At 34.7% G+C, this 19,993-nt stretch carries 18 protein-coding genes and 2 pseudogenes; 13 read left to right on the top strand and 7 right to left on the bottom strand.

Going from position 1 to position 19,993, the window contains the following annotated elements:
- Positions 1–106 precede the first annotated feature (106 nt).
- The 6 genes and pseudogenes from ACP5O9_RS07190 to ACP5O9_RS07165 all read left to right on the top strand — a co-directional run.
- Positions 107–805: pseudogene (locus ACP5O9_RS07190) on the top strand (cupin domain-containing protein); the annotation flags it as partial.
- 3 nt (positions 806–808) lie between these two features.
- Positions 809–1,075, top strand: coding sequence for a hypothetical protein (locus ACP5O9_RS07185; RefSeq protein WP_428723723.1), 267 nt, complete (start codon positions 809–811; stop codon positions 1,073–1,075).
- 1 nt (position 1,076) lies between these two features.
- Positions 1,077–1,838, top strand: coding sequence for a glycosyltransferase family 4 protein (locus ACP5O9_RS07180; RefSeq protein ID WP_428723724.1), 762 nt, complete (start codon positions 1,077–1,079; stop codon positions 1,836–1,838).
- Positions 1,839–1,865: 27 nt separating this feature from the next.
- Positions 1,866–2,231: a hypothetical protein gene (locus ACP5O9_RS07175; protein ID WP_428723722.1), complete on the top strand. Its 366-nt coding sequence runs from the start codon at positions 1,866–1,868 to the stop codon at positions 2,229–2,231.
- Positions 2,232–2,387: 156 nt separating this feature from the next.
- Positions 2,388–4,001, top strand: a complete 1,614-nt coding sequence (locus ACP5O9_RS07170; protein WP_424905092.1) for an acyl--CoA ligase — start codon at positions 2,388–2,390, stop codon at positions 3,999–4,001.
- 1 nt (position 4,002) lies between these two features.
- Complete coding sequence (locus ACP5O9_RS07165) at positions 4,003–4,995, top strand: NAD(P)H-dependent glycerol-3-phosphate dehydrogenase (protein ID WP_424905093.1); 993 nt, start codon at positions 4,003–4,005, stop codon at positions 4,993–4,995.
- Here the strand turns inward: ACP5O9_RS07165 and rimI are convergent.
- From rimI to mnmG, 4 genes are read right to left on the bottom strand one after another with little or no spacing between them, the layout of a single operon-like run.
- Positions 4,992–5,432: a ribosomal protein S18-alanine N-acetyltransferase gene (gene rimI, locus ACP5O9_RS07160; protein ID WP_428723721.1), complete on the bottom strand. Its 441-nt coding sequence runs from the start codon at positions 5,430–5,432 to the stop codon at positions 4,992–4,994. The genes ACP5O9_RS07165 and rimI overlap by 4 nt on opposite strands.
- Positions 5,429–6,103 carry a tRNA (adenosine(37)-N6)-threonylcarbamoyltransferase complex dimerization subunit type 1 TsaB gene (tsaB, locus tag ACP5O9_RS07155; RefSeq protein WP_353686710.1) on the bottom strand — a complete coding sequence of 225 codons (675 nt, stop codon included), beginning with the start codon at positions 6,101–6,103 and terminating at the stop codon, positions 5,429–5,431. Before tsaB ends, rimI begins: the two co-directional genes overlap by 4 nt.
- Positions 6,091–6,708 carry a 16S rRNA (guanine(527)-N(7))-methyltransferase RsmG gene (rsmG, locus tag ACP5O9_RS07150; RefSeq protein WP_428723720.1) on the bottom strand — a complete coding sequence of 206 codons (618 nt, stop codon included), beginning with the start codon at positions 6,706–6,708 and terminating at the stop codon, positions 6,091–6,093. The genes tsaB and rsmG overlap by 13 nt, the downstream gene beginning before the upstream one ends.
- 4 nt (positions 6,709–6,712) lie before the next feature.
- Positions 6,713–8,587, bottom strand: coding sequence for a tRNA uridine-5-carboxymethylaminomethyl(34) synthesis enzyme MnmG (gene mnmG, locus ACP5O9_RS07145; protein WP_428723719.1), 1,875 nt, complete (start codon positions 8,585–8,587; stop codon positions 6,713–6,715).
- 150 nt (positions 8,588–8,737) lie between these two features.
- On the opposite strand from mnmG, the gene ACP5O9_RS07140 reads away from it, so the two are divergent.
- The gene (locus ACP5O9_RS07140) at positions 8,738–10,300 is read left to right on the top strand and encodes a sigma 54-interacting transcriptional regulator (protein WP_428723718.1); all 1,563 of its coding nucleotides are present in this window, start codon (positions 8,738–8,740) and stop codon (positions 10,298–10,300) included.
- Here ACP5O9_RS07140 and ACP5O9_RS07135 read toward each other — a convergent pair.
- From ACP5O9_RS07135 to ACP5O9_RS07125, 3 genes are read right to left on the bottom strand one after another with little or no spacing between them, the layout of a single operon-like run.
- The gene (locus ACP5O9_RS07135) at positions 10,262–11,152 is read right to left on the bottom strand and encodes a lysylphosphatidylglycerol synthase transmembrane domain-containing protein (protein WP_428723717.1); all 891 of its coding nucleotides are present in this window, start codon (positions 11,150–11,152) and stop codon (positions 10,262–10,264) included. The two genes, ACP5O9_RS07140 and ACP5O9_RS07135, sit on opposite strands and share 39 nt — an antisense overlap.
- Complete coding sequence (locus ACP5O9_RS07130) at positions 11,149–12,093, bottom strand: glycosyltransferase family 2 protein (RefSeq protein WP_353686715.1); 945 nt, start codon at positions 12,091–12,093, stop codon at positions 11,149–11,151. Before ACP5O9_RS07130 ends, ACP5O9_RS07135 begins: the two co-directional genes overlap by 4 nt.
- 14 nt (positions 12,094–12,107) lie before the next feature.
- Entirely contained in the window at positions 12,108–13,985 is a 1,878-nt protein-coding gene (locus ACP5O9_RS07125; RefSeq protein ID WP_428723716.1) for a glycosyltransferase family 39 protein, read from the bottom strand.
- 153 nt (positions 13,986–14,138) lie between these two features.
- Between ACP5O9_RS07125 and ACP5O9_RS07120 the strand changes: the two genes are divergently transcribed.
- The 6 genes and pseudogenes from ACP5O9_RS07120 to ACP5O9_RS07095 all read left to right on the top strand — a co-directional run.
- A complete protein-coding gene (locus tag ACP5O9_RS07120) occupies positions 14,139–14,534 on the top strand; it encodes a 4Fe-4S binding protein (RefSeq protein ID WP_353686717.1) in 396 nt (131 codons plus the stop codon).
- Positions 14,531–16,285 carry an aldehyde ferredoxin oxidoreductase family protein gene (locus ACP5O9_RS07115; protein WP_424905099.1) on the top strand — a complete coding sequence of 585 codons (1,755 nt, stop codon included), beginning with the start codon at positions 14,531–14,533 and terminating at the stop codon, positions 16,283–16,285. Before ACP5O9_RS07120 ends, ACP5O9_RS07115 begins: the two co-directional genes overlap by 4 nt.
- Positions 16,286–16,291: 6 nt before the next feature.
- Positions 16,292–17,575 (top strand): NfeD family protein, encoded by a 1,284-nt coding sequence (locus ACP5O9_RS07110; protein ID WP_428723715.1) that lies wholly within the window; start codon positions 16,292–16,294, stop codon positions 17,573–17,575.
- Entirely contained in the window at positions 17,572–18,534 is a 963-nt protein-coding gene (locus ACP5O9_RS07105; RefSeq protein WP_353686721.1) for an NAD-dependent epimerase/dehydratase family protein, read from the top strand. Before ACP5O9_RS07110 ends, ACP5O9_RS07105 begins: the two co-directional genes overlap by 4 nt.
- 5 nt (positions 18,535–18,539) lie before the next feature.
- Positions 18,540–19,721, top strand: coding sequence for an aminotransferase class I/II-fold pyridoxal phosphate-dependent enzyme (locus ACP5O9_RS07100; RefSeq protein ID WP_424905123.1), 1,182 nt, complete (start codon positions 18,540–18,542; stop codon positions 19,719–19,721).
- A 46-nt stretch (positions 19,722–19,767) separates the two neighbouring features.
- Positions 19,768–19,993, top strand: a pseudogene (locus ACP5O9_RS07095) (hypothetical protein); the annotation flags it as partial.

The raw sequence follows: 19,993 nt of genomic DNA, 5'->3' as shown, positions 1-19,993 counted from the left end.
GATTCAAGTAAAAGCCTTTTTCAAAAGACAGTTGAAAGATGTTTAAAGGCTGTTGAAAACGTAAACGATATAGTCATCATAACTAACAACGAATACCAGTTCCACGAAAAAACCATATTTAAAGACCGCTCAAAAGTACATAATGGCAGGTAATTACTACTGGAACAGTGGAATGTTTGCATTTTCTATCAAAACAATATTTGAAGAGTTTGAAAAACACTCTGTTTGGTCTGATATTGGGTCTTGGGATAGTGTTTATGAAGTCCTTGATAAAGACGAAGATAAAAATGTAAAATTCGGAAAGGTTGTAGATATAGATACAAAAAACTCATTAATTCTTGGAAACGAAAGAATTATTGCCACAGTTGGAGTGGAAGACCTTATGATTATAGAAACACCGGATGTAATAGTTGTCGCCAAAAAAGGTGAAGGACAGAAGATAAAAGATTTAGTGTGCATATTAAAAGAAAACCCAGAAACAAAAAAAATAACAGAGTTTCATAAAACAGTTTATAGACCTTGGGGAAGTTATACTGAGCTTGAAAAAAGGGAAAGGTACAGAATAAAAAGAAGTGAACACTGGGTAGTGGTAAAAGGAACTGCAAAAGTTATCTTAGAAGATTCAGAAGGAAACAGAAAAGAGATCTTCGTACACGAAAATGAAAATGTATTTGTCCCTAAGACTACAAAACACAGACTCGTAAATCCAGGTAAAATCCCACTTGAGATAATAGAGGTTCAAGTTGGTGAATACGTAAAAAAAGACGATATTGTAAGATTTGAAGACAGATATAAACGAGGTTAAAAAATGATTAAGTTTGTAGCTATAGCTTTTTTTGTCAATCTTTTAATTATTATTTTAGCTAAAAAATATAGAGCTTTTCTTAGTGATTATTTTCATATCGGACCTCAGACTTTTCATACTCACCCTACTCCAAGAGTCGGTGGGCTTGCTGTATTTTCAGGAATTACTTTAGCATTGCTTTTAGCAAATTTTCCTCTCTTGGTTCTCTTTTCTTTACCTGTCTTTTTAGCAGGTCTCTTAGAAAGACCTTTCAGGAAAACTTTCCCCTAAAATTAGAATAATTTTTCTTATAATTTCAGCACTTTTAGTTTTTAAATTTCTTGAAGTAAAAATTATAAGAGTTGATCTTCCTTTTTTTGATCCCCTTTTGAAAATTGAGATAATTTCACTTTTGTTTACAGCCTTTGCTATTGTTGGAATAGTTAATGCTATAAATATAATTGATGGATTTAACGGGCTTGCAAGCATGGTTTCCATAATGATTTTTATGGCTATTGCCTTTGTTGCCTATAAACTTGGAGATTATGAGATAACAAGTATATGTGTAATAGCCTCTTTTTCTCTTCTTGGTTTTTTTCTTTTGAACTATCCCTTTGGCCTTGTCTTTCTCGGTGATGGAGGTGCATATTTTACGGGGTTTTTAATAGGGATTTGTAGTATCCTTCTTGTAAAAAAACATCCTCAAGTTTCTGCCTGGTTTGTGTTTATGGTAAATCTTTATCCGATTTACGAAACCCTCTTTTCTATTTATAGAAAATGCATTTTAAGAAAAAGGTCAGCTATGAGCCCAGATGGACTTCATCTTCATATGATAATTTATAAAATTTTTATAAAACGCTTTTTAAATCTTTATGCTCCAGATGTTAGAAATCCTTTAACTTCTGTTTTTCTCTGGATTATTAATGCATTTGCAATTGTTCCTGCTCTTTTATTCTGGGATAATACAAAAATTCTTATTGTCTGTTGCATTTTTTTCTGTATATTTTATACTTACCTTTACTGGAAGATTTTAAAGCTCAGGCTTAGGGAATAAGCAACAGTTTTTCAAAATCTTTTTTTTATGTTATACTTAACTATGCCTGTGACAGAGATAGAAATTTATGATGCATTAAGAAACAAGATTGGAGAGGAATCTGCAAAAACTCTTCTTGAATTCATTGATTTAAGAGTAGAGAAAGAGTTTGAAAGAAAAAAGGATTTGCTTGCTACAAAACAGGATATTGTTGAATTAAGAAGTGCAACAAAGCAAGATATTGCTGAGTTAAGGAATGCTACAAAGCAAGACATTGCTGAGCTAAAAGCTGAGCTTGAAGTAAAAATAGAAAAAGTAAAGACTACGCTTATAAAGTGGATGTTTATATTCTGGGCAGGGCAGGTTGGTGTTCTTGTTGCAATCTTAACGCTGTTTTTCAGGGTTTTAAAGTAAGAGCTTCTCAACAGACAAGGGCATAAAAATTTTCTGAATACTCTACAAATGTTTTATTAACTCTCTCATTAAATTCAGGTGTCAATACAAAAATTTGAAACTTTTAATCTTTTATTTTATAATTTTAGATTATGCAAATTACCAATGGAGGGTACTATGCAAGAAACTATGAAAAATTACTATGAAGAAGTCAAAAACTTTAGACTCAATGTTCCCGAGAAATTTTCTTTTCCTCTGGATGTTTTTGACAAATGGAATGACAAAACAGCATTAATCTGGACAGATGGACATGAATTAAAAAAATTCAGTTTCCGCGACTTAACCATACTTTCAAGCAAACTCGCTGGAGGATTCAAAAAATTAGGAATAAATAAAGGTGACAAAGTTTTAATACTACTTCCAAACAAACCTGAATGGTGGATAGCTGTTCTTGCAACTATGAGAATTAATGCTGTTGCCATACCTGGGACAACACTTCTTACAGCAAAAGATATTGAATACAGACTTAAAGCAGCTGATGTGAAAGCTGTTGTTTCAGACAGTGAAAATGCCCCAAAAATTGAAGAAGCTGTTAATAAATACGGTAAGGATGTGATTTTAATCAATACTGAAAATCAATCTGGATGGCATAAATATGAAGAACTGCTAAAAAGCGAAGCATTTCTGGGTGAGAAAACCTTTTCCAATGACCCAGCATTTATATTTTTTACATCAGGGACAACAGGGCTACCTAAGATGGTTCTTCATACTCAGGTGAGTTATCCTCTTGCTCATATAATAACTGGGAAATTCTGGCTTGATTTAAAGCCTGATGAAATTCATTGGAATATTTCTGACACAGGATGGGCAAAAGCTGCATGGTCAAGCTTTTTTGGACCATGGAATATGGGAACAACGGTTTTTACATATTATAGAAAAGGAAAGTTTTCACCTTCGTTGATTGTGGAAACATTAAAAAAATATGAAATAAATACTCTCTGTGGACCTCCTACTGCTTATAGAATGATTGTCAAAGAAATTCCTTTGAGTGAATTAAAATTTAAAACAGTAAGACACTTTGTTGCAGCAGGTGAGCCTCTAAATCCTGAAATAATTAACCTGTGGAAAGAAGCTACTGGACAATACATCTACAACGGATATGGGCAAACAGAAACAGTAAATACTCTTGCTATGTTCAGATTTGTTCCGATGAAGTCAGGAGCAACAGGACTTCCAACCCCTGGTTTTGAAATAGATATTGTTGACGATGAAGGAAAACCCCTTCCTCCTGATACAGAGGGAAACATTGCAATTAAAATAAATCCTCAAAGACCTGTCGGACTTTTTCAGGAATACATTGGCGACAAATTAGAGATGGCTGCTGCCTTCAGAGGCGAATGGTATTTTACCCGTGACAGAGGGTATAAAGATGAGGAAGGATATTTCTGGTTTGTTGGCAGACAAGACGATGTCATAATAAGTGCTGGATATCGTATTGGTCCATTTGAAGTTGAAAGTGCTCTTATTAAGCATCCTGCTGTTAAGGAAGCTGCTGTGGTAGCAAGTCCTGATGAAGTTAGAGGAGAAGTTGTTAAAGCATTTATTGTTCTTACCCAGGATTATGAGCCTTCTGAAAGTCTTGTTAAGGAAATTCAAGAATTTGTGAAAAAGGAGACAGCACCATACAAATATCCAAGAAAAATAGAATTTGTTGAAGAACTTCCAAAAACAATAAGTGGTAAGATAAAAAGAAAGGAACTCAAACTTAAAGAGTTTGGTAAATTAAAATAATATGTCATATATAGCAGTAATAGGAGCAGGAAGCTGGGGAACAACCCTGGCTTCCTTACTTTCAAAAAAAGGATTTGATGTAATAGTCTGGGCAAGAAAAAAAGAGATTGCTGATGCTATTAATTTTAAAAAAGAGAATCCCTTATACTTACCTAACATTAAACTACCAGATAATTTAATTGCCACTGATGATATATTTGAAGCAATTAAAAAAGCAAGATTTATTATAAATGTTGTTCCAACTCAGCATATCCGGAGTGTTTTTATTTCCCTGAGGGGTAAATTAAATGATGAAAATATAATTGTAAGTGTCTCAAAGGGCATAGAAAAAGAAACTCTAAAAACACCTTCAATGATTCTTGAAGAAATACTAAATAAAAAGGCTTATGTGCTTTCAGGTCCTTCTTTTGCAATTGAAGTTGCTCAAGAAAAACCAACAGCTGTAACAATATCTGGTGCTGAAAAAACACAGAGACTGCTTTTACAGGAAATCTTTAACACTCCATATTTCCGCGTATATGAACACGATGATCCTCTGGGAGCTGAAATCGGAGGAGCTGTAAAAAATGTTATTGCAATTGCCGCTGGTATTTGTGATGCTCTTGAGCTTGGCAATAATGCAAAAGCAGCACTCATTACAAGGGGATTACATGAAATCATAAGGCTTGGTAAAAAAATGGGAGCAAAAGAGATAACCTTTTCAGGATTAAGTGGACTTGGGGATCTTTTTCTCACATGCACATCAAAGCTCTCAAGAAATTTCACTGTTGGATACAGGCTTGGCAGAGGTGAATCATTAGAAGAGATTTCAAAAAGCATGCGAGGAGTTGCAGAAGGGGTTGAGACAAGTTTTTCTTTGATGCAACTTTCAAAAAAACTTGATGTGGAAATGCCAATTACATATGAAGTTTATCAGGTTATTTATGAAGGTAAATCACCTCGACAGGCAGCATGGGATTTAATGAATAGAACTTTAAAGCCCGAGTTTTATTAATTTAAATCAAGTTTCATAATAATCCCATCTTCTTCAGGTAAAAGATAATATTTTTTTCGCATCCCCACTTTTTTAAATCCCATCTTTTCATAAAAACTGATTGCCTGTATATTTGATACCCTTACTTCAAGAAAACAGGATTTTACAGAGTTTTTTATCTCATCCAGAAGATTTCTCATAAGTTCTGTTGCAATTCCCTTTCTTCTCAGTGCAGGTTTTACAGCAATTGAAAGCAGTTCTGCTTCATCCAGTATTTTTCGCAAAACTATATAACCAGCAATTTCTCCATTAAATTCAGCAACTTTGAGAATGGATTGAGGATTTAAAAGCTCCTCTCTGAAGGATTTTAATGACCAGGGCATAGAAAAACTCTGTTTTGCAATCTCTAAAACCGCTAAAAGGTCTTCTTCTTTAAGCTTTCTTATAATTAAATTCATCCAAATTTTATTTCTGCTTCTGATTTCCTCAGATAAACAGGCTTTAAATCTTTTGCATGAATTGCTTCTTTTAATCTTTGTAATGCAACAAAGGCTACAATGGCTGGATCTGGCAGTGAATATACCTGAGGTAATAGTATAGCTTTATTACCAAGCTTTTCAATCAGTTTTTCTTTATAAAGTTCTGCACCACTTCCAATAAATACTGTTTTTTCTTTAATCCACTGGATCAAAGCTTCAAGATTAATTACAGAATCCTCCTTAATTCGCTGAATTTGTGTTTCTGTCCATTTAAACAAAGCAGCAAAAACTTCACTTTTTCTTGCATCCAGAATCGGACATATTTGATATTTACAATAAGGAAAACTCCAGGCAATAACTTCAAGAGTTGAAACAGGAATAACTTTTTTTTGTGTCATAAAACAGAATCCTTTCACTGTGCTTACTCCAACTCTTAAGCCTGTGAATGAACCTGGTCCAGCAGTAATTGCATAATAATCAATTGTTTCAATGGGAATTTTCATAATCTCAAGAACATGAGCAATCTCTGGAAGAAGTTTTTCAGAATGTCCTGCCATAAATTGCATTGTAGATTGAGCAATTAATTTTCCATCTTCTAATACTGCTATACCTGCAAATTTTGTTGAAGTATCAATTCCTAAGATTCGCATTTTTCTATTTTAACAATATATCTTTTACCATTTACATAAGGAAGGTTGAACTCTTTTATCTCTGTCCTGTATTGTTGTGGCAACTGTTTCATCTCCTCGTGAAGTTTAAAGGATTTACTTATTAAAAAATATCCGCTGTCTTTTAGTAAATGCTCACATTTTTCAACAAATTCTTTCAGGCTCCATAATGCTCTTGAAACAACAATATCAAATTTTTCTTCAACTTCTTCAGCTCTGCTCTGATAAACTTTAATGTTAGAAAGATTAAGCTTTGTCTTTAAATTTTTCAAAAAGGCACATTTTTTCCATGAAGGTTCTACTAATGCTATTTTTAAATCATTTCTTACAATCGCAAGTGGCACACCAGGAAAACCAGCACCGCTTCCAATGTCTGCAATGCTCAATGGTTTCTGAGGAATAAAAGATAGATACAAAAGAGAGTCTAAAAAATGTTTTACTACTATTTCTTTTTCATCTTCAATGGAAGTTAGATTGTAAACTTTGCTCCATTTCTTTAACTCAGCAAGATAAATCAAAAATTTATCAACCGTTGCTTCATCGTTGAGATTTAAACATTCTTTTAGAAAAGTTTTTAAATCTTTCATAAATTTATTTTTTACTGCCTGCGCCCTTTTGGACAGCTACCATAAGTATTGATATTGCTGCAGGGGTAACTCCAGGAATTCTCATTGCCTGACCTATTGTTCTTGGTCTAACTTCATTAAGTTTCTGAATCACTTCTTTTGAAAGCCCTGGCAGATTAAAATCAAAATCTGCTGGGATAACTTTTTCCTCAAACTGCTTCATCCTTTCAACCTGCTCCAGCTGTTTGGCAATATAGCCTTCATATTTAATATGAATTTCAACAAGTTCTTCAATTTCCTTTGTAAGATTTTCCTGAGAGGGGGCGAATTTTTTTATAAATTCATAAGTGACTTCAGGTCTTTTAAGAATTTTATCAAGGGATATGGCTTCCTCTATGGGAGTTGTTCCAACTTCAGTCAAAGCTTTATTGAGTTGCTCTGAAGGTTTTATAATTGTGGTTTTCAGTCTTTTGATTTCCTTCTCAAGAGCTTGTTTTTTCTTTAAAAATTTCTCATAGGTTTCCTCATCAACTAATCCAATACGGTATCCATATTCTCTGAGCCTGAGGTCTGCATTGTCATGTCTGAGAAGAAGTCTAAATTCTGCACGGGATGTAAACATTCTGTAAGGCTCCTGCGTGCCTTTTGTAACGAGATCATCAATTAAAACTCCTATATATGCCTCATCTCTGCCAAGAATAAGAGGTGCCTTTCCTTTTATCTTTAACGCAGCATTAATTCCTGCCATCAATCCCTGTGCAGCAGCCTCTTCATATCCGCTTGTTCCATTTATTTGACCTGCAAGATAAAGTCCTTCAATTCCTTTAACCTCCAGGGTATGATTTATTTGTGTTGGATAAACAAAATCGTATTCAATAGCATACCCAGGTCTCATAATTTCTGCCTCTTCAAGTCCTGGAATGGTTCTTACAAAGGCAATCTGAACATCGTAAGGCAAGGATGTAGGGATTCCATTGGCATAGTATTCTTTTCTGCTTAATCCTTCTGGTTCAAGAAAAATTTGATGTCTTGGCTTTTCCCTGAATTTTACAACTTTATCTTCAATGGAAGGGCAGTATCTTGGTCCAATTCCTTTAATTTTTCCACTATAAAGAGGTGAACGGTCAAGATTGTTAAGTATAATTTCGTGAGTTCTTTCATTTGTGTAAGTGATATAACAGGGGACCTGTGGATTTGTAATTTCCTCTGTTGAATATGAAAATGCTGGAGGAGGAAAATCACCCCATTGTTCCTCTGTTTTTGAAAAATCAATTGTCTTTGCATCAATTCTTGGTGGTGTTCCTGTTTTAAGTCTGCCAATTTTTAATCCAAGCTTTTTAAGGGATTCTGATAGCCTCTTAGAGGGAAACTCTCCTGCTCTTCCTGCTTCAAAAGAATCAAGCCCTATATGAATCAATCCATTTAAAAATGTTCCTGGAGTAACTATTACAGCCTTTGCTCCGTAAAAAACACCTAAGGATGTAATTACTCCTTTAACCCTGCCATTTTCAACAACAATCTCCTCAACCATTGCCTGCTTTATTGCAAGATTTTCAGTTGCTTCAAGAAGTTTTCTCATGTGTACATTGTAAAGAATCCTGTCAGCCTGGGCACGCAAAGACCAAACAGCAGGTCCCTTTGAACGATTGAGCATTCTGAATTGAATACCTGACATATCTGTTACCTTTGCCATGATGCCACCCAGAGCATCAATTTCTCTTACAAGATGACCCTTTGCAAGTCCGCCAATGGCAGGATTACAGCTTAGCTGTGCGATTGTGTCAAGATAAATGGTAAAAAGAGCTGTGCTGAGACCCATTTTTGCACAGGCTGTAGCTGCTTCACAGCCTGCATGACCTGCTCCAACAACAATTATGTCAAAATCTTTTTCTTTATACATTTTTTAATACTTTATTTAAAAATTTGGATGCAATAGATTTCAATGGATTCATTATTCCTAAACAAAATCATCTTAACTGTTATCTTAAAATACTGTCAATTTTCTTCCTTTATATTGCGGTAAATATAGTTTTTTATTATAATAAATGAGATGAGTTTTCCTGTATTCAGGCATACAATTTCCAGATTTAGAGAGCTTTTGGAAGAAGGAGACCAAAAAATTTCTCAATTAATAAAATACGACCCTGTCATTGCCTATCTTATATTTCAGGAAGTTAACAAACCCTGCGGAAAAATAGAAATAACAAACTTTTCTCAGATGATAAACTATCTTGGTATAAAAAAAATTGAAGAAATAATAATTCAAAGAGAACTTTTTCTTGAAAATGAAGACTTGTATATATGGGTATATGGAATTTTGAGTGCTGAGATTTCAGCTTTGATATCAGAAAAATTTTCTCATATTCATCGTGATGAAGCATTTTTTACAGGATTGTTTCCCTGTCTTGGATTGCTTTTTATGACCAATGAATTTCCTAAATACAGAAGGATAATTCATTTTCTCATAAAACTTCCCTTAGAAGACAGGGTTTTTCTTGAAGAAAAAGTTTTTGGAACAAATCATATTGAAACTCTTAAAAGAAACATTATATGCCCTCCCTTTAAAGAAGTAGTGAATATTTTGAATAAAATGTTTCCGAAAGATGGAGTAAAAGATATAAAAACTCCTGTTCCACCTAAAGGCTCCACACTGCAAAGTTGCTATGATTTAGCATTACTTGCAGATCTTTCTGCATATGGTGCTCAGGCTTTGATGTTTCCTTCAGTTGTTGACAACAGGGAGTTATTCCTTGAGCTTGCGAAAAGATACTTCCGTATAAAGGAGTCTGATTCTCTTGAAATTCTTCAGAGTGTAATGGATAGATTCCTTTCCATTGCAAAGGAATTTAATGTAATGGAAGAGCTCCAATTCTCCACTGAAACATTTTATCAGCTTAAACAATTCAGGTTTGAATCAAAGAACGCTGTTTTTGCTAATATGTTGAAAAATTTATTTGAAGAAAACGCTAAAGACAGGAACATATTTATTTATGGAGGACCAGCAGTGGGTAAAAGACTTCTTGCAGCAGCACTTTATACAGCTCAGGATAATCCTCGCAGAGAAAAACCATTTGTAATGATTTTTTGTGATATAGAAGAAGAAACTCTTGAAGAAGAATTTTTTGGAATAAAAGAAGGATATCTTGGAAAAAAGGGTAAAAGGGGAGTGCTAAAAAATGCAGAAGGAGGAACTCTTGTAATAAAAGAATTTGATCGAATGCCGATAAATTTTCAGAATAAACTTGAAAAAGCAATTAGTTCTGGTAGGTTTTACAGAGTTGGTGACATAAACCCTGTTGAATTTCCTGATGTAAAATTTATCCTAATAGGGAAGGAAGATATAAGGGTGAAAGCAGCGCAGGGGGAATTTTCAAGCTCTCTTATTAAACTCATTAATCCTGTGTTTATTAGAATCCCTTCATTGAAAGAAAGAAGAGAGGATGTGTTTTACATAGCTGGTGAAATTGTTAAAAAATATAATCTCAATATTGAAGACAAACTTATACAACCAGAAATAGTTGAAAAATTTAAAACTGATCCATTCCCGAACAATCTGAGAGATTTAAAAAGATTTTTATTTCTTCTTTATATCCAGCGTCTTCTTAAATCTTAAATATTCAACCCCACCAACTAAAGAAGCAAAAACCTGAGACATAAACCATAGCAATGATACTGCCACAACTTGAGCTTTACCGAAGGATTTTCCGAAAAATATAATAAAACACCATTCTCTTACTCCAATACCGGAGACTGAAATTGGAAGCATTGAAATCAGTATTATAATTGGCAGGAATATGCATACTTCAATAAAAGACACTGAAATGTCAATTCCGAGAAAAATTACATAGACTGAAACAATTATAGTAAACTGAACGAGGAAAGAGTAAAAAATCGCCTGCAAAATCTGTTTTCTCGTGAAGCTTAAAACATAATCATGGAATTCTTTGAAAAATTTAATCTTTCCAAGCAGTAATAAAAAAAGGCTTGCTAAAATAAATGATAAAAAACTTAAAGGCACACTCCACATAAGCCTGTGCTGTGGAAGATTTTTATAAAACAAACAGAAAAATGCAAAACCTATCAATAATAAAGCAAAAAGCCCTGTGTATCTCTCCATAAAAACTGATGCTAAAGCCTTTTTAAGTCCTGCTTTTTCCTTGATCATAAAAATTTTTATTAAATCGCCTCCAATTATTCCAGGCAAAACATTATTAAAAAATGAGCCAATAAGATAAAGTGAGAAAAGCTCTGAAACCTTTAAATGCTGCTGAGGTAGAAAAATTTTCCACCTGAGCGTTGATATGTAAGAAGAAAGAATGTATAAAAACGAGGCAGATAAAAAAATTAACGGATTTATCAGAAAAAGGGTGTTTAAAACATGGGTGATATCAATTTTTTTAAAAAGATACAAAATCAATAAAACAGTTACAGCAAAACGAATGAAGAATTTTATATATTTTTTCAATCTCCGGGTCCCAGAATTTTCTTTAAAATGTAGATTGGTTTTTTCTGAGCTTCGTGATAAACTCTGACAATCATCTCACCAAGAAGTCCCATACCAATAAAGTTAAGGCCTATCAAAACAGAAAAGAATCCACCAAGAAGAAGGGGTCTTCCACCAATTGATATGCCTTTAAATATCTTAAGAAAGACAAGATATCCAACAATCACTGCACCAAGAACCATGAATAAAACTCCAATTGGACCAAAAAACTGAATTGGTTTTGTTGAAAAGCTATGTAAAAACTTTACAGTAACAAGGTCTAAGAGTACTTTAACAGTTCTTCCAATTCCATATTTTGACTTTCCTTTGTATCTTGGATGATGTTGTACCTCAATCTCTTTTATTTTAACTCCGTACCAGCTTGCAAGGGCTGGGATAAATCTATGCATCTCACCATAAAGCTTGAGATTTTTAACCACTTCCCTGCGATAGGCTTTTAAAGAACATCCGTAGTCATGAATTCTCACTCCTGTAACCTTTCCAATAAGCCAGTTGGCAACTATGGAAGGAAGTCTTCTTGACAGGAATGGGTCTTTTCTTTTTTTTCTCCATCCACTTACCAAATCAGCATCCTTTATTGCTTCAAGAAACTTTGGAATATCAGCAGGATCATTCTGCAGATCTCCATCCATTGTAATAACCACATCTGCACGAGCAAAGTCAAATCCTGCAGCAAAGGCTGCTGTTTGTCCAAAATTTCTGCGGAAACTTAAAACCACCACATGTGGATCACTTTGTTGAATCTCTTCAAGATATTTCAATGTACTGTCAGTACTTCCATCGTCAACATAAATTATTTCGTAAGTAATTGGCAATTTAGTTAGAATTTCTGTGAGCTTTTTATGAAGCTCTTTTATATTTTCTTCTTCATTGTAAAGCGGAATTACAACTGATAAATCCATCCTTTTTGCCTCCTTCAGTAGGTTTCTGGTACTTTTAACTGCATACCTTTAAAATTGTAGCATCTAAAAATCGTATAATCTCTAATTTTAACTCTTTTTTTATAAACTGTAAAATACTCTGGAACACATCTTTCAAAAGCAGAAGAAACCTGAGGTTCTGGTGAATCTTTCTGACCATAAACAACATAAATTCCATGAATTTTGCCATTGAGTTCACTATTTATTGACTGCCACAGGTCATACTGATTCATTCTTCTGCCAAGATTTATGCAGTAAACACGTGGGTTTCCTTCTACATAAAAAGCAAGCTCACTTGAAATCTGATATCTATCAGAGAAAATGATTACTTTACCAGAATTCTCAAGTGATTTTTTTACTTCTGAAACTTTTATTCCTAGTTCTTTCCATCCTTTAAGCCTCGCTGAAGGATCTATTTTTTCAGGTAGATTTAAATATGCAATTGCATAGTTTATGAAAGTAAAACACACAGCAATAATCACTGTCAGAAATGTGAGTTTTTGAAAAATTTTTCTTTCCCAGCAATAGGCAATAATAATTACGAACACAACATAGGCTGGCATTGCCCAGTTTGCCTGAACCTTTCCCTGAAGGCTTTTAAGTAAAAAGAAAATAAGAATAGGCGTTGAAAAACAGATAAGAAACCATTTTATATCAGGCTTAAGGCTTAAGGCTGAAGGTCTCAGAATTAAATACAATCCAAAAATAAATGCTCCCGGAGTGACAACCGCAAGTTGGCTTCCAAAAAATTCGGCAAAATACTTTAAAGAAATTTTAAATCCCTCATAAACATGTGCCTGCCCTGCAGTGTGTTTAAGTGTAACCCAGTCATGCTGGGCATTCCAGATCATTACAGGAGAAAAAACGATGATGGAAATTATTAAAGATGCATAAAGCCATGGATTTTTTAAGTTCTTCCATAACCCTTTCTTCAAGAAATAAAGGAACATACAAAAATAGAAAAAAGCCATTGTATACTTTGTAAGAAGTCCAAGCCCTATTAATAAACCAACAAGCAACCAGTAATTCATCTTCCCCTCTGCTGCAAGAATGAAAAAATACATTGAAACAATCCAGAATAAAATAAAGGGGCTGTCAATTGTAAAAAGCACACCAAATGTTGAAAATAAAGGAATTAATTGAAAAAGAACTCCACTTATGTATCCTGCTTTCTCATCAAAAAGTTTTTTGCCAATCTTATAAACAAAAAAGCTGCTCAAAAATGAGCAAACTACAGCAAAAATTCTCACTCCAAAAGGATTATCACCAAAGAGCCATGTTGAAAAAGCAATTGCATAGGCAATCATTGGACCCTTGGAGTAATAGCTTAAATCAAGTCTTCTTGACCATTCCCAGTAATGAGCTTCATCAGGGCTGAGATCCACTGGTCCATGAATGATAAAATAAATTCTGAAAAGGCTCAGAATTATAAGGAAAAAGTAAAAAAATCTTTTCATGTTTACCACTGATAAAGTAGCTTTAAAAACTCCGTAACCGATAATTAATCCCAGCAAAGCACCACCAAGCACATCCGTTAGCCAGTGAACACCAAGATAAAGCCTTGACACACCTATAAGCATGGCTACTGAAATAACGTAGATTGAAATCAACCTGGATTTCCATAATCTTTTACCAAAAAGAATTAAAACAGTAGCCACTGTTAAAGCATTTGTTGCATGATTTGAAGGGAAACTGTAAGAAGCTGTGCATCCAACAACTGCCCTAAAATACTCTGTATGACATGGACGAACCCGCTGAACAAGATTTTTAATTTCAAGAGAAAACCAATCAGAAATAAATACGCCGACTGTAATAGCTGTAACTAAATATACAATTTCTATGTAATTTTTTGTTTTGAAGTATCTGTATATCATGAAAAGAAATACCGGAAGCCATAAAATATAGCCCCGCTGTGTAAAAAAAACCATTAAAAAGTCCAGGAAACTGTTTGACAGGGTCTTATGAAAAAATAAAAATATTTCCTTTTCCATTTTCAGTTTGAAATTATAACATGTTATAATTCCATTATGCCTGTTTTCGTAAAAGATAGTGAAAAATGTGTTGGATGCCTCATTTGCATGTTTGCCTGTGCTCGGGCACATCAAGCAGTAGGGCTTGAGAGTTCCTGCATAAAGGTTCGTTCTCATGGTGGAATATCAAGAGGTTTTTTAGTGTCCGTATGTCGTGGATGTGAAGACCCGCCCTGTGCAAGGGCCTGTCCAGAGGATGCTCTGATTGTGAGAAAAAGCGGTGGTATATTATTAAATGAAGCTAAATGCAGTGGTTGTGGATATTGTGTTAAAGCCTGCATACTTGATGCAATAGGATGGAATGGTTCAATCAATAAACCAGTAGTATGCCTTCAATGTGGAGAATGTGCAAAAAGCTGTCCATACAAAGTATTGGAGTTTGTAAGAAAATGATTAAAGAAGACATTTTAAAAAGAGTTTTATACATTGACCTTACAAAGAAAAGATTCTGGATTGAGGAAAGACCTGAACTTTTCTCAAAATACATTGGTGGTACAGGAGTTGCAGTAAAACTTCTTGAAGAAAACTGTCCACATGATCTTGAACCATTTTCTCCTGATAATCCAATTATTTTTGCAGTAGGACCTTTAAACGGTCTTTTCCCGATAGCATCCAAAACAGTGGCAATGTTTAAGTCTCCCCATACTGGAAATCTTGGTGAATCCCATGCAGGTGGAAGAAGCGCAATTGCTATCAGAATGGCAGGATATGGAGCAATTGTTATAAAAGGAAGAAGTGAAAGACCATGCTATGTTGCAATTCATGGAGATAAAGTTTTTTTCAGAGATGCTACAACACTGTGGGCACTGGAAGAATCAGCAGGAAGAATAATAAGAGCACATGAGCCTGGTGCTGGATTAAGAACAATAATGAGAATTGGACCAGCAGGAGAAAGACTTGTAAGCTTTGCCTGTGTAACTTTGGAAACTTACAGACATTTTGGAAGACTTGGACTTGGTGCAGTATTCGGAAGTAAAAATCTTAAAGCTATTGTAATATCCGGCAAAAGAAACCTTCCAGTTACTCATTTTGCAGAATATAAAAGCCTCTATGGTAAGCTCCTAAAAGAGCTTTTAGAATCTGAAAAAATGAAAAAATATCACGAACTTGGCACACCTGCAAATGTGCTACCACTAAGTTTTTCAAAAGGAATTCCAATAAAAAACTTGCTTACAAATGAATTAACAGGTATTGAAACTCTGTCTGGTGAAGCCTTTGCTCAGAAACATCTTGGAAGGAGAGTTGCCTGTGCTCACTGTCCAGTTGCATGCATTCATCTTGCAGCATTAAGAAAACCATATGAAGATGAACCTTATTTTTATAGAACGGTTTATCTGTCTTATGATTATGAGCTTATCTATGCTCTTGGCTCAATGTTAGCAATTACTAACTCTGAGGATGTTTTAAAACTAATCGAAGTAATTGAAGATATGGGAGTTGATGCAATCTCTGCAGGAGTTATCCTTGCATGGGTTACAGAAGCTTTTCAGAAAGGAATAATAAATGAGAAACAAACTGAAGGAATTATTCCTGAATGGGGACATGCTGATACTTATGTTGAATTAATAAGAAAAATTGTTTATGGAGAAAGCGAATTTTATAGAGACATTGCCAGAGGAATTGATTACGCTTCTTCAAAATATGGAGGAAGGCAGTTTGCTTTAACATATGGGAAAAATGAAATGCCTGGTTATCATACAGGATTAGGTGCTCATCTTGGATATTTATTTGGTGCAAGACACAGCCATCTTGACTCTGCTGGATATGCCATTGACAGAGAAGCCATGACAAAGCCTGTATCGCCAGAACAATTAGTTGAAAAAATTCTTAATGAAGAGCAGTGGAGACAGATTCTTTCAAGCCTTGTTATATGCTTTTTTGCCAGGGAGATTTATACTCCTGAGGTTGTAGTTAAATGTTTAAAACTTGCAGGATTTGATTTAACTGAACAAGAGCTTTTAAAAACAGGCAGAGAAATCTATGCAAACAAGTATCGCTTTAAAGTTCAATGTGGCTTTGATATTGAAAATTTAACTCTGCCAGAAAGAGTTTTTGAAACTCCTTCAAGCATGGGATTGATAGACAGGGAGTTTTCAGACAGAGCAATTGCATTACTAAAAGAAAATATCAAAAGTTTGTTATAATTTCTCATGCGAGAAAAAATTAAATACTGCATCTTTTTTCTTTTTATAGCGTTTTGTTTTACTAAACCAGCTTATGCAAAAGAGATTGTGGTTCTTACAGTAAATGGTATTATAAATCCGCCTCATGCTGAATACACAATAAAAGGCATTAAAAAGGCTCTGGAGATAAATGCAGAAGCAGTTATAATTCAGCTTGACACACCAGGAGGACTTGACTCATCAATGAGAAGCATAGTTAAAGAGATGCTGAACTCTCAAATCCCCATTGTTGTATATGTTTGTCCAAAAGGTGCTCGTGCTGCCAGTGCAGGTGCTTTTATAACAATTGCAGCTCATATTGCTGCAATGGCTCCGGGAACTAATATTGGTGCTGCTCATCCTGTGGCAGTAGGTGAAAAAATGGACAAAACAATGGCAGAAAAGATAACAAATGACGCAGTTGCATATATTAAATCAATTGCCAAACAAAGAGGAAGAAATATTGAATGGGCTGAACAGGCTGTAAGAAAAAGTATATCATCAACAGAAACAGAAGCATTAAAACTTAAAGTAATTGATTTAATTGCAGAAGATATTGAAAGCCTCATAAAAGACATAGATGGATGGAAGGTAAAAACAGTGCGTGGAGAAGCAATTTTAAACACAAAGTCGGCAAAAATACATAAAATTGAGATGAATTTCAGAGAAAGGCTTCTTAACTTCATAAGTGATCCAAACATTGCCTACATTCTTTTAATGATTGGCATTTACGGAATTATTTTTGAACTAAGTAACCCTGGAAGCATTCTACCAGGTATAATTGGTGCGATTTCTTTAATTCTTGCCTTTTACAGTCTTCAGACACTTCCGATAAACTATGCTGCTGCAGGATTAATTCTTCTTGGTGTTATTTTATTTATTCTTGAGCTTAAGATAGCTTCTCATGGATTGTTAACACTTGGTGGCATAATATGTTTTATACTTGGTTCAATAATGCTTTTTGATACTGCGAATCCTTTATTTAAACTCTCTCTCTCTGTGATTATTCCTGTAACACTGGTAACAGCATTGTTTTTTGGTGTGCTTCTGAGGCTTGCATATAAAGCCCATAAAAGAAAACCTGTTACAGGAGTGGAAGAACTCATTGGTTTAGAAGGGATTGCAAAAACTGATATTGACAGCTCCTCAGGAATGGTTATGGTTCATGGAGAACTCTGGCAAGCTCGTTCAGATGAACCAATAAAAAAGGATGAAGAAATTGTAGTGCAAGACATAAAGGGACTTACTCTTCGGGTGAGGAAAAAGAATTGAAGGCTCTTGTTACAGGTGGAACAGGTTTTATAGGAAGCCATCTTGTAGAGACTCTTTTAAAAGAAAATTACGAGGTTTACTGCATAGTTAGAAATCCGTCCAGACTTCGTTTTCTTAAAGGGCTTAATGTAAAAATTATTAAGGCTGATCTTTCGGATAAAGAAAGCTTAAAAAAAATTGAATGGCATTTTGACTATGTGTTTAATCTTTCAGGAATAACAAAGGCAAGCCATCCAGAAGAGTTTTTTCAGTCAAACTACATTGGCACAAAAAATCTTGCTGAGGTAGTAGTTGAAAGAAACTTCGCTGTCAAAAGATTTATTCATGTAAGCAGTCTTGCAGCTGTAGGACCATGTCTGGATGGTATCCCTGTAACAGAAGATACAGAGCCATCTCCTGTATCTGAGTATGGAAGGAGCAAGCTTCTTGGAGAGCAGGCTGTTAAATTTTTCAAGGATAAAATACCCATTACGATAATAAGACCTCCTGCTGTGTATGGTCCAAGAGACAGTGATTTTCTTACATTTTTTAAAATGATTAAGGCAGGAATTGTTTTATATCTTACGAAAGGCATCTATTCAATGATATATGTGGATGACCTTGTAAGAGGTATAATTAATGCATCAAAAATAGATAAAGCAACTGGAGAGACCTTTTTCATTGCAGATGCTCAACCATACAATACTGACGAAATAGTTGAAGCTATATCAAAAGCTTTAGGTAAAAAACCTGTTAAGATAAAAATTCCTCGGGCAATTGGCATGTTTTTCATAAGAGTCTTTCAAAAATTTGACAAAAAAAGTATAATAAATAGCGATAAACTTCAGGAGCTTATCCAGCCATGCTGGGTTTGCTCTACGAAAAAAGCCGAGCAGTTGCTCGGATTCAAAACAAAAACTAAGTTAAAGGAAGGGATGGAATGGACAGCAAAGTGGTACAGAATGAATCAATGGATATAAGAAAAATGGATCCTTTTGAGAAGTGTTTTAAATTTAAAGAACAACTCCAGAAGATCCAATCCATGGGTATTTATCCTTACTTCAGAATGATTGAATCTGCTCAAGGACCAGAAGTAATAATGAATGGCCGAAAAATGATTATGATTGGATCAAACAACTATCTTGGGCTTACAAATCATCCAAAGGTTAAAGAAGCTGCAATCAATGCAATTAAAAAATATGGAACTGGATGTGCAGGCTCAAGATTTCTTAACGGAACTCTTGACATTCATGTAGAACTTGAAGAGAAACTGGCAAAATTTACAAGAAAGGAAGCTGCTCTTGTCTTTACCACTGGATTTCAAGTAAATCTTGGAGTAATTTCATCATTGATCGGGAAAGATGATGTTGTAATAATTGATAAAATGGACCATGCGAGCATTGTTGACGGATGCCGTCTCTCCTTTGGTGAAGTAAAAAGATACAAGCATAATGACATGGAAGATCTTGAAAGAATTCTTAAGGAAACTGAAGGAAAATCTAAACTTGTTGTAGTTGACGGTGTATTTAGTATGGAAGGTGATATAGTGAAGCTTCCTGAAGTTGTAGCTTTATGCAAAAAATATGGTGCAAGGGTAATGGTTGATGATGCCCATGGAATTGGTGTTCTTGGTAAAACAGGGCGTGGAACCGTGGAACATTTTGAACTGGAAAAAGATGTTGACCTTATAATGGGAACATACAGCAAGTCTCTTGCCTCAATTGGCGGATTTATAGCAGGCGATAAAGATGTTATAAACTATATCAAGCATTTTGCGAGAGCATTCATTTTTAGTGCAAGCCCTCCACCTGCATCAGTTGCTGCAGTTTCAGCAGCAATTGACATAATTGAAAACGAACCAGAAAGAAGAGAGCAACTCTGGAAAAACACAAATAAAATGTTAAAAGGATTTAAAGAACTGGGTTTTGATATCGGAGTAGCAGAAACACCGATAATTCCTGTAATTGTAGGAGATGATGAGCTTGCATTCAAGTTTGTTATGATGCTTCAGCAAGAGGGAATTTTTGCAAATGTAGCAGTTTCTCCTGCTGTTCCACCTGGAAAAGCGCTCATAAGAACAAGTTATATGGCAACTCATACAGATGAACACCTTGATAAAGTTCTTGAGGCATTTCATAAGGTTGGAAAAGCATTGGGAGTAATTTAGAGTTTTTGAAATTTATATTCACTGCGAAAAAATAGTATACTAAATTATGCTATTCAGCAGTGAAATAATTGAAGAACTTGAAAAGCTTGATCCGCATATAAGGTCTGCTTTTCTGAAAATTCTTAAACTTATTGAAAAGGCAATAGGTGAAGTAGTAAAACGTGAAGATTTTCTTGAACTTAAAAAAGAAGTTGAAAGACTGGCAAACATTGTAACTGAACTTGCTGAAGCCCAAAGAAAATCCGAACAAAGACTTACCAGAATTGAACAAA

Source organism: Thermodesulfovibrio sp., assembly GCF_049969575.1.
Taxonomy (GTDB): domain Bacteria; phylum Nitrospirota; class Thermodesulfovibrionia; order Thermodesulfovibrionales; family Thermodesulfovibrionaceae; genus Thermodesulfovibrio; species Thermodesulfovibrio obliviosus.
Note: the sequence above shows the minus strand (reverse complement) of the source record. Positions and strands in the feature narration are given on the sequence as shown.

Bases quoted from the DNA above. Each gene is read 5' to 3' on its own strand.
- ACP5O9_RS07185 (WP_428723723.1), top strand. From the start codon at position 809: ATGATTAAGTTTGTAGCTATAGCTTTTTTTGTCAATCTTTTAATTATT.
- ACP5O9_RS07175 (WP_428723722.1), top strand. From the start codon at position 1,866: ATGTTATACTTAACTATGCCTGTGACAGAGATAGAAATTTATGATGCA.
- ACP5O9_RS07170 (WP_424905092.1), top strand. From the start codon at position 2,388: ATGCAAGAAACTATGAAAAATTACTATGAAGAAGTCAAAAACTTTAGA.
- ACP5O9_RS07165 (WP_424905093.1), top strand. From the start codon at position 4,003: ATGTCATATATAGCAGTAATAGGAGCAGGAAGCTGGGGAACAACCCTG.
- rimI (WP_428723721.1), bottom strand. From the start codon at position 5,432: ATGAATTTAATTATAAGAAAGCTTAAAGAAGAAGACCTTTTAGCGGTT.
- tsaB (WP_353686710.1), bottom strand. From the start codon at position 6,103: ATGCGAATCTTAGGAATTGATACTTCAACAAAATTTGCAGGTATAGCA.
- rsmG (WP_428723720.1), bottom strand. From the start codon at position 6,708: ATGAAAGATTTAAAAACTTTTCTAAAAGAATGTTTAAATCTCAACGAT.
- mnmG (WP_428723719.1), bottom strand. From the start codon at position 8,587: ATGTATAAAGAAAAAGATTTTGACATAATTGTTGTTGGAGCAGGTCAT.
- ACP5O9_RS07140 (WP_428723718.1), top strand. From the start codon at position 8,738: ATGAGTTTTCCTGTATTCAGGCATACAATTTCCAGATTTAGAGAGCTT.
- ACP5O9_RS07130 (WP_353686715.1), bottom strand. From the start codon at position 12,093: ATGGATTTATCAGTTGTAATTCCGCTTTACAATGAAGAAGAAAATATA.
- ACP5O9_RS07125 (WP_428723716.1), bottom strand. From the start codon at position 13,985: ATGATATACAGATACTTCAAAACAAAAAATTACATAGAAATTGTATAT.
- ACP5O9_RS07120 (WP_353686717.1), top strand. From the start codon at position 14,139: ATGCCTGTTTTCGTAAAAGATAGTGAAAAATGTGTTGGATGCCTCATT.
- ACP5O9_RS07115 (WP_424905099.1), top strand. From the start codon at position 14,531: ATGATTAAAGAAGACATTTTAAAAAGAGTTTTATACATTGACCTTACA.
- ACP5O9_RS07110 (WP_428723715.1), top strand. From the start codon at position 16,292: ATGCGAGAAAAAATTAAATACTGCATCTTTTTTCTTTTTATAGCGTTT.
- ACP5O9_RS07100 (WP_424905123.1), top strand. From the start codon at position 18,540: ATGGATCCTTTTGAGAAGTGTTTTAAATTTAAAGAACAACTCCAGAAG.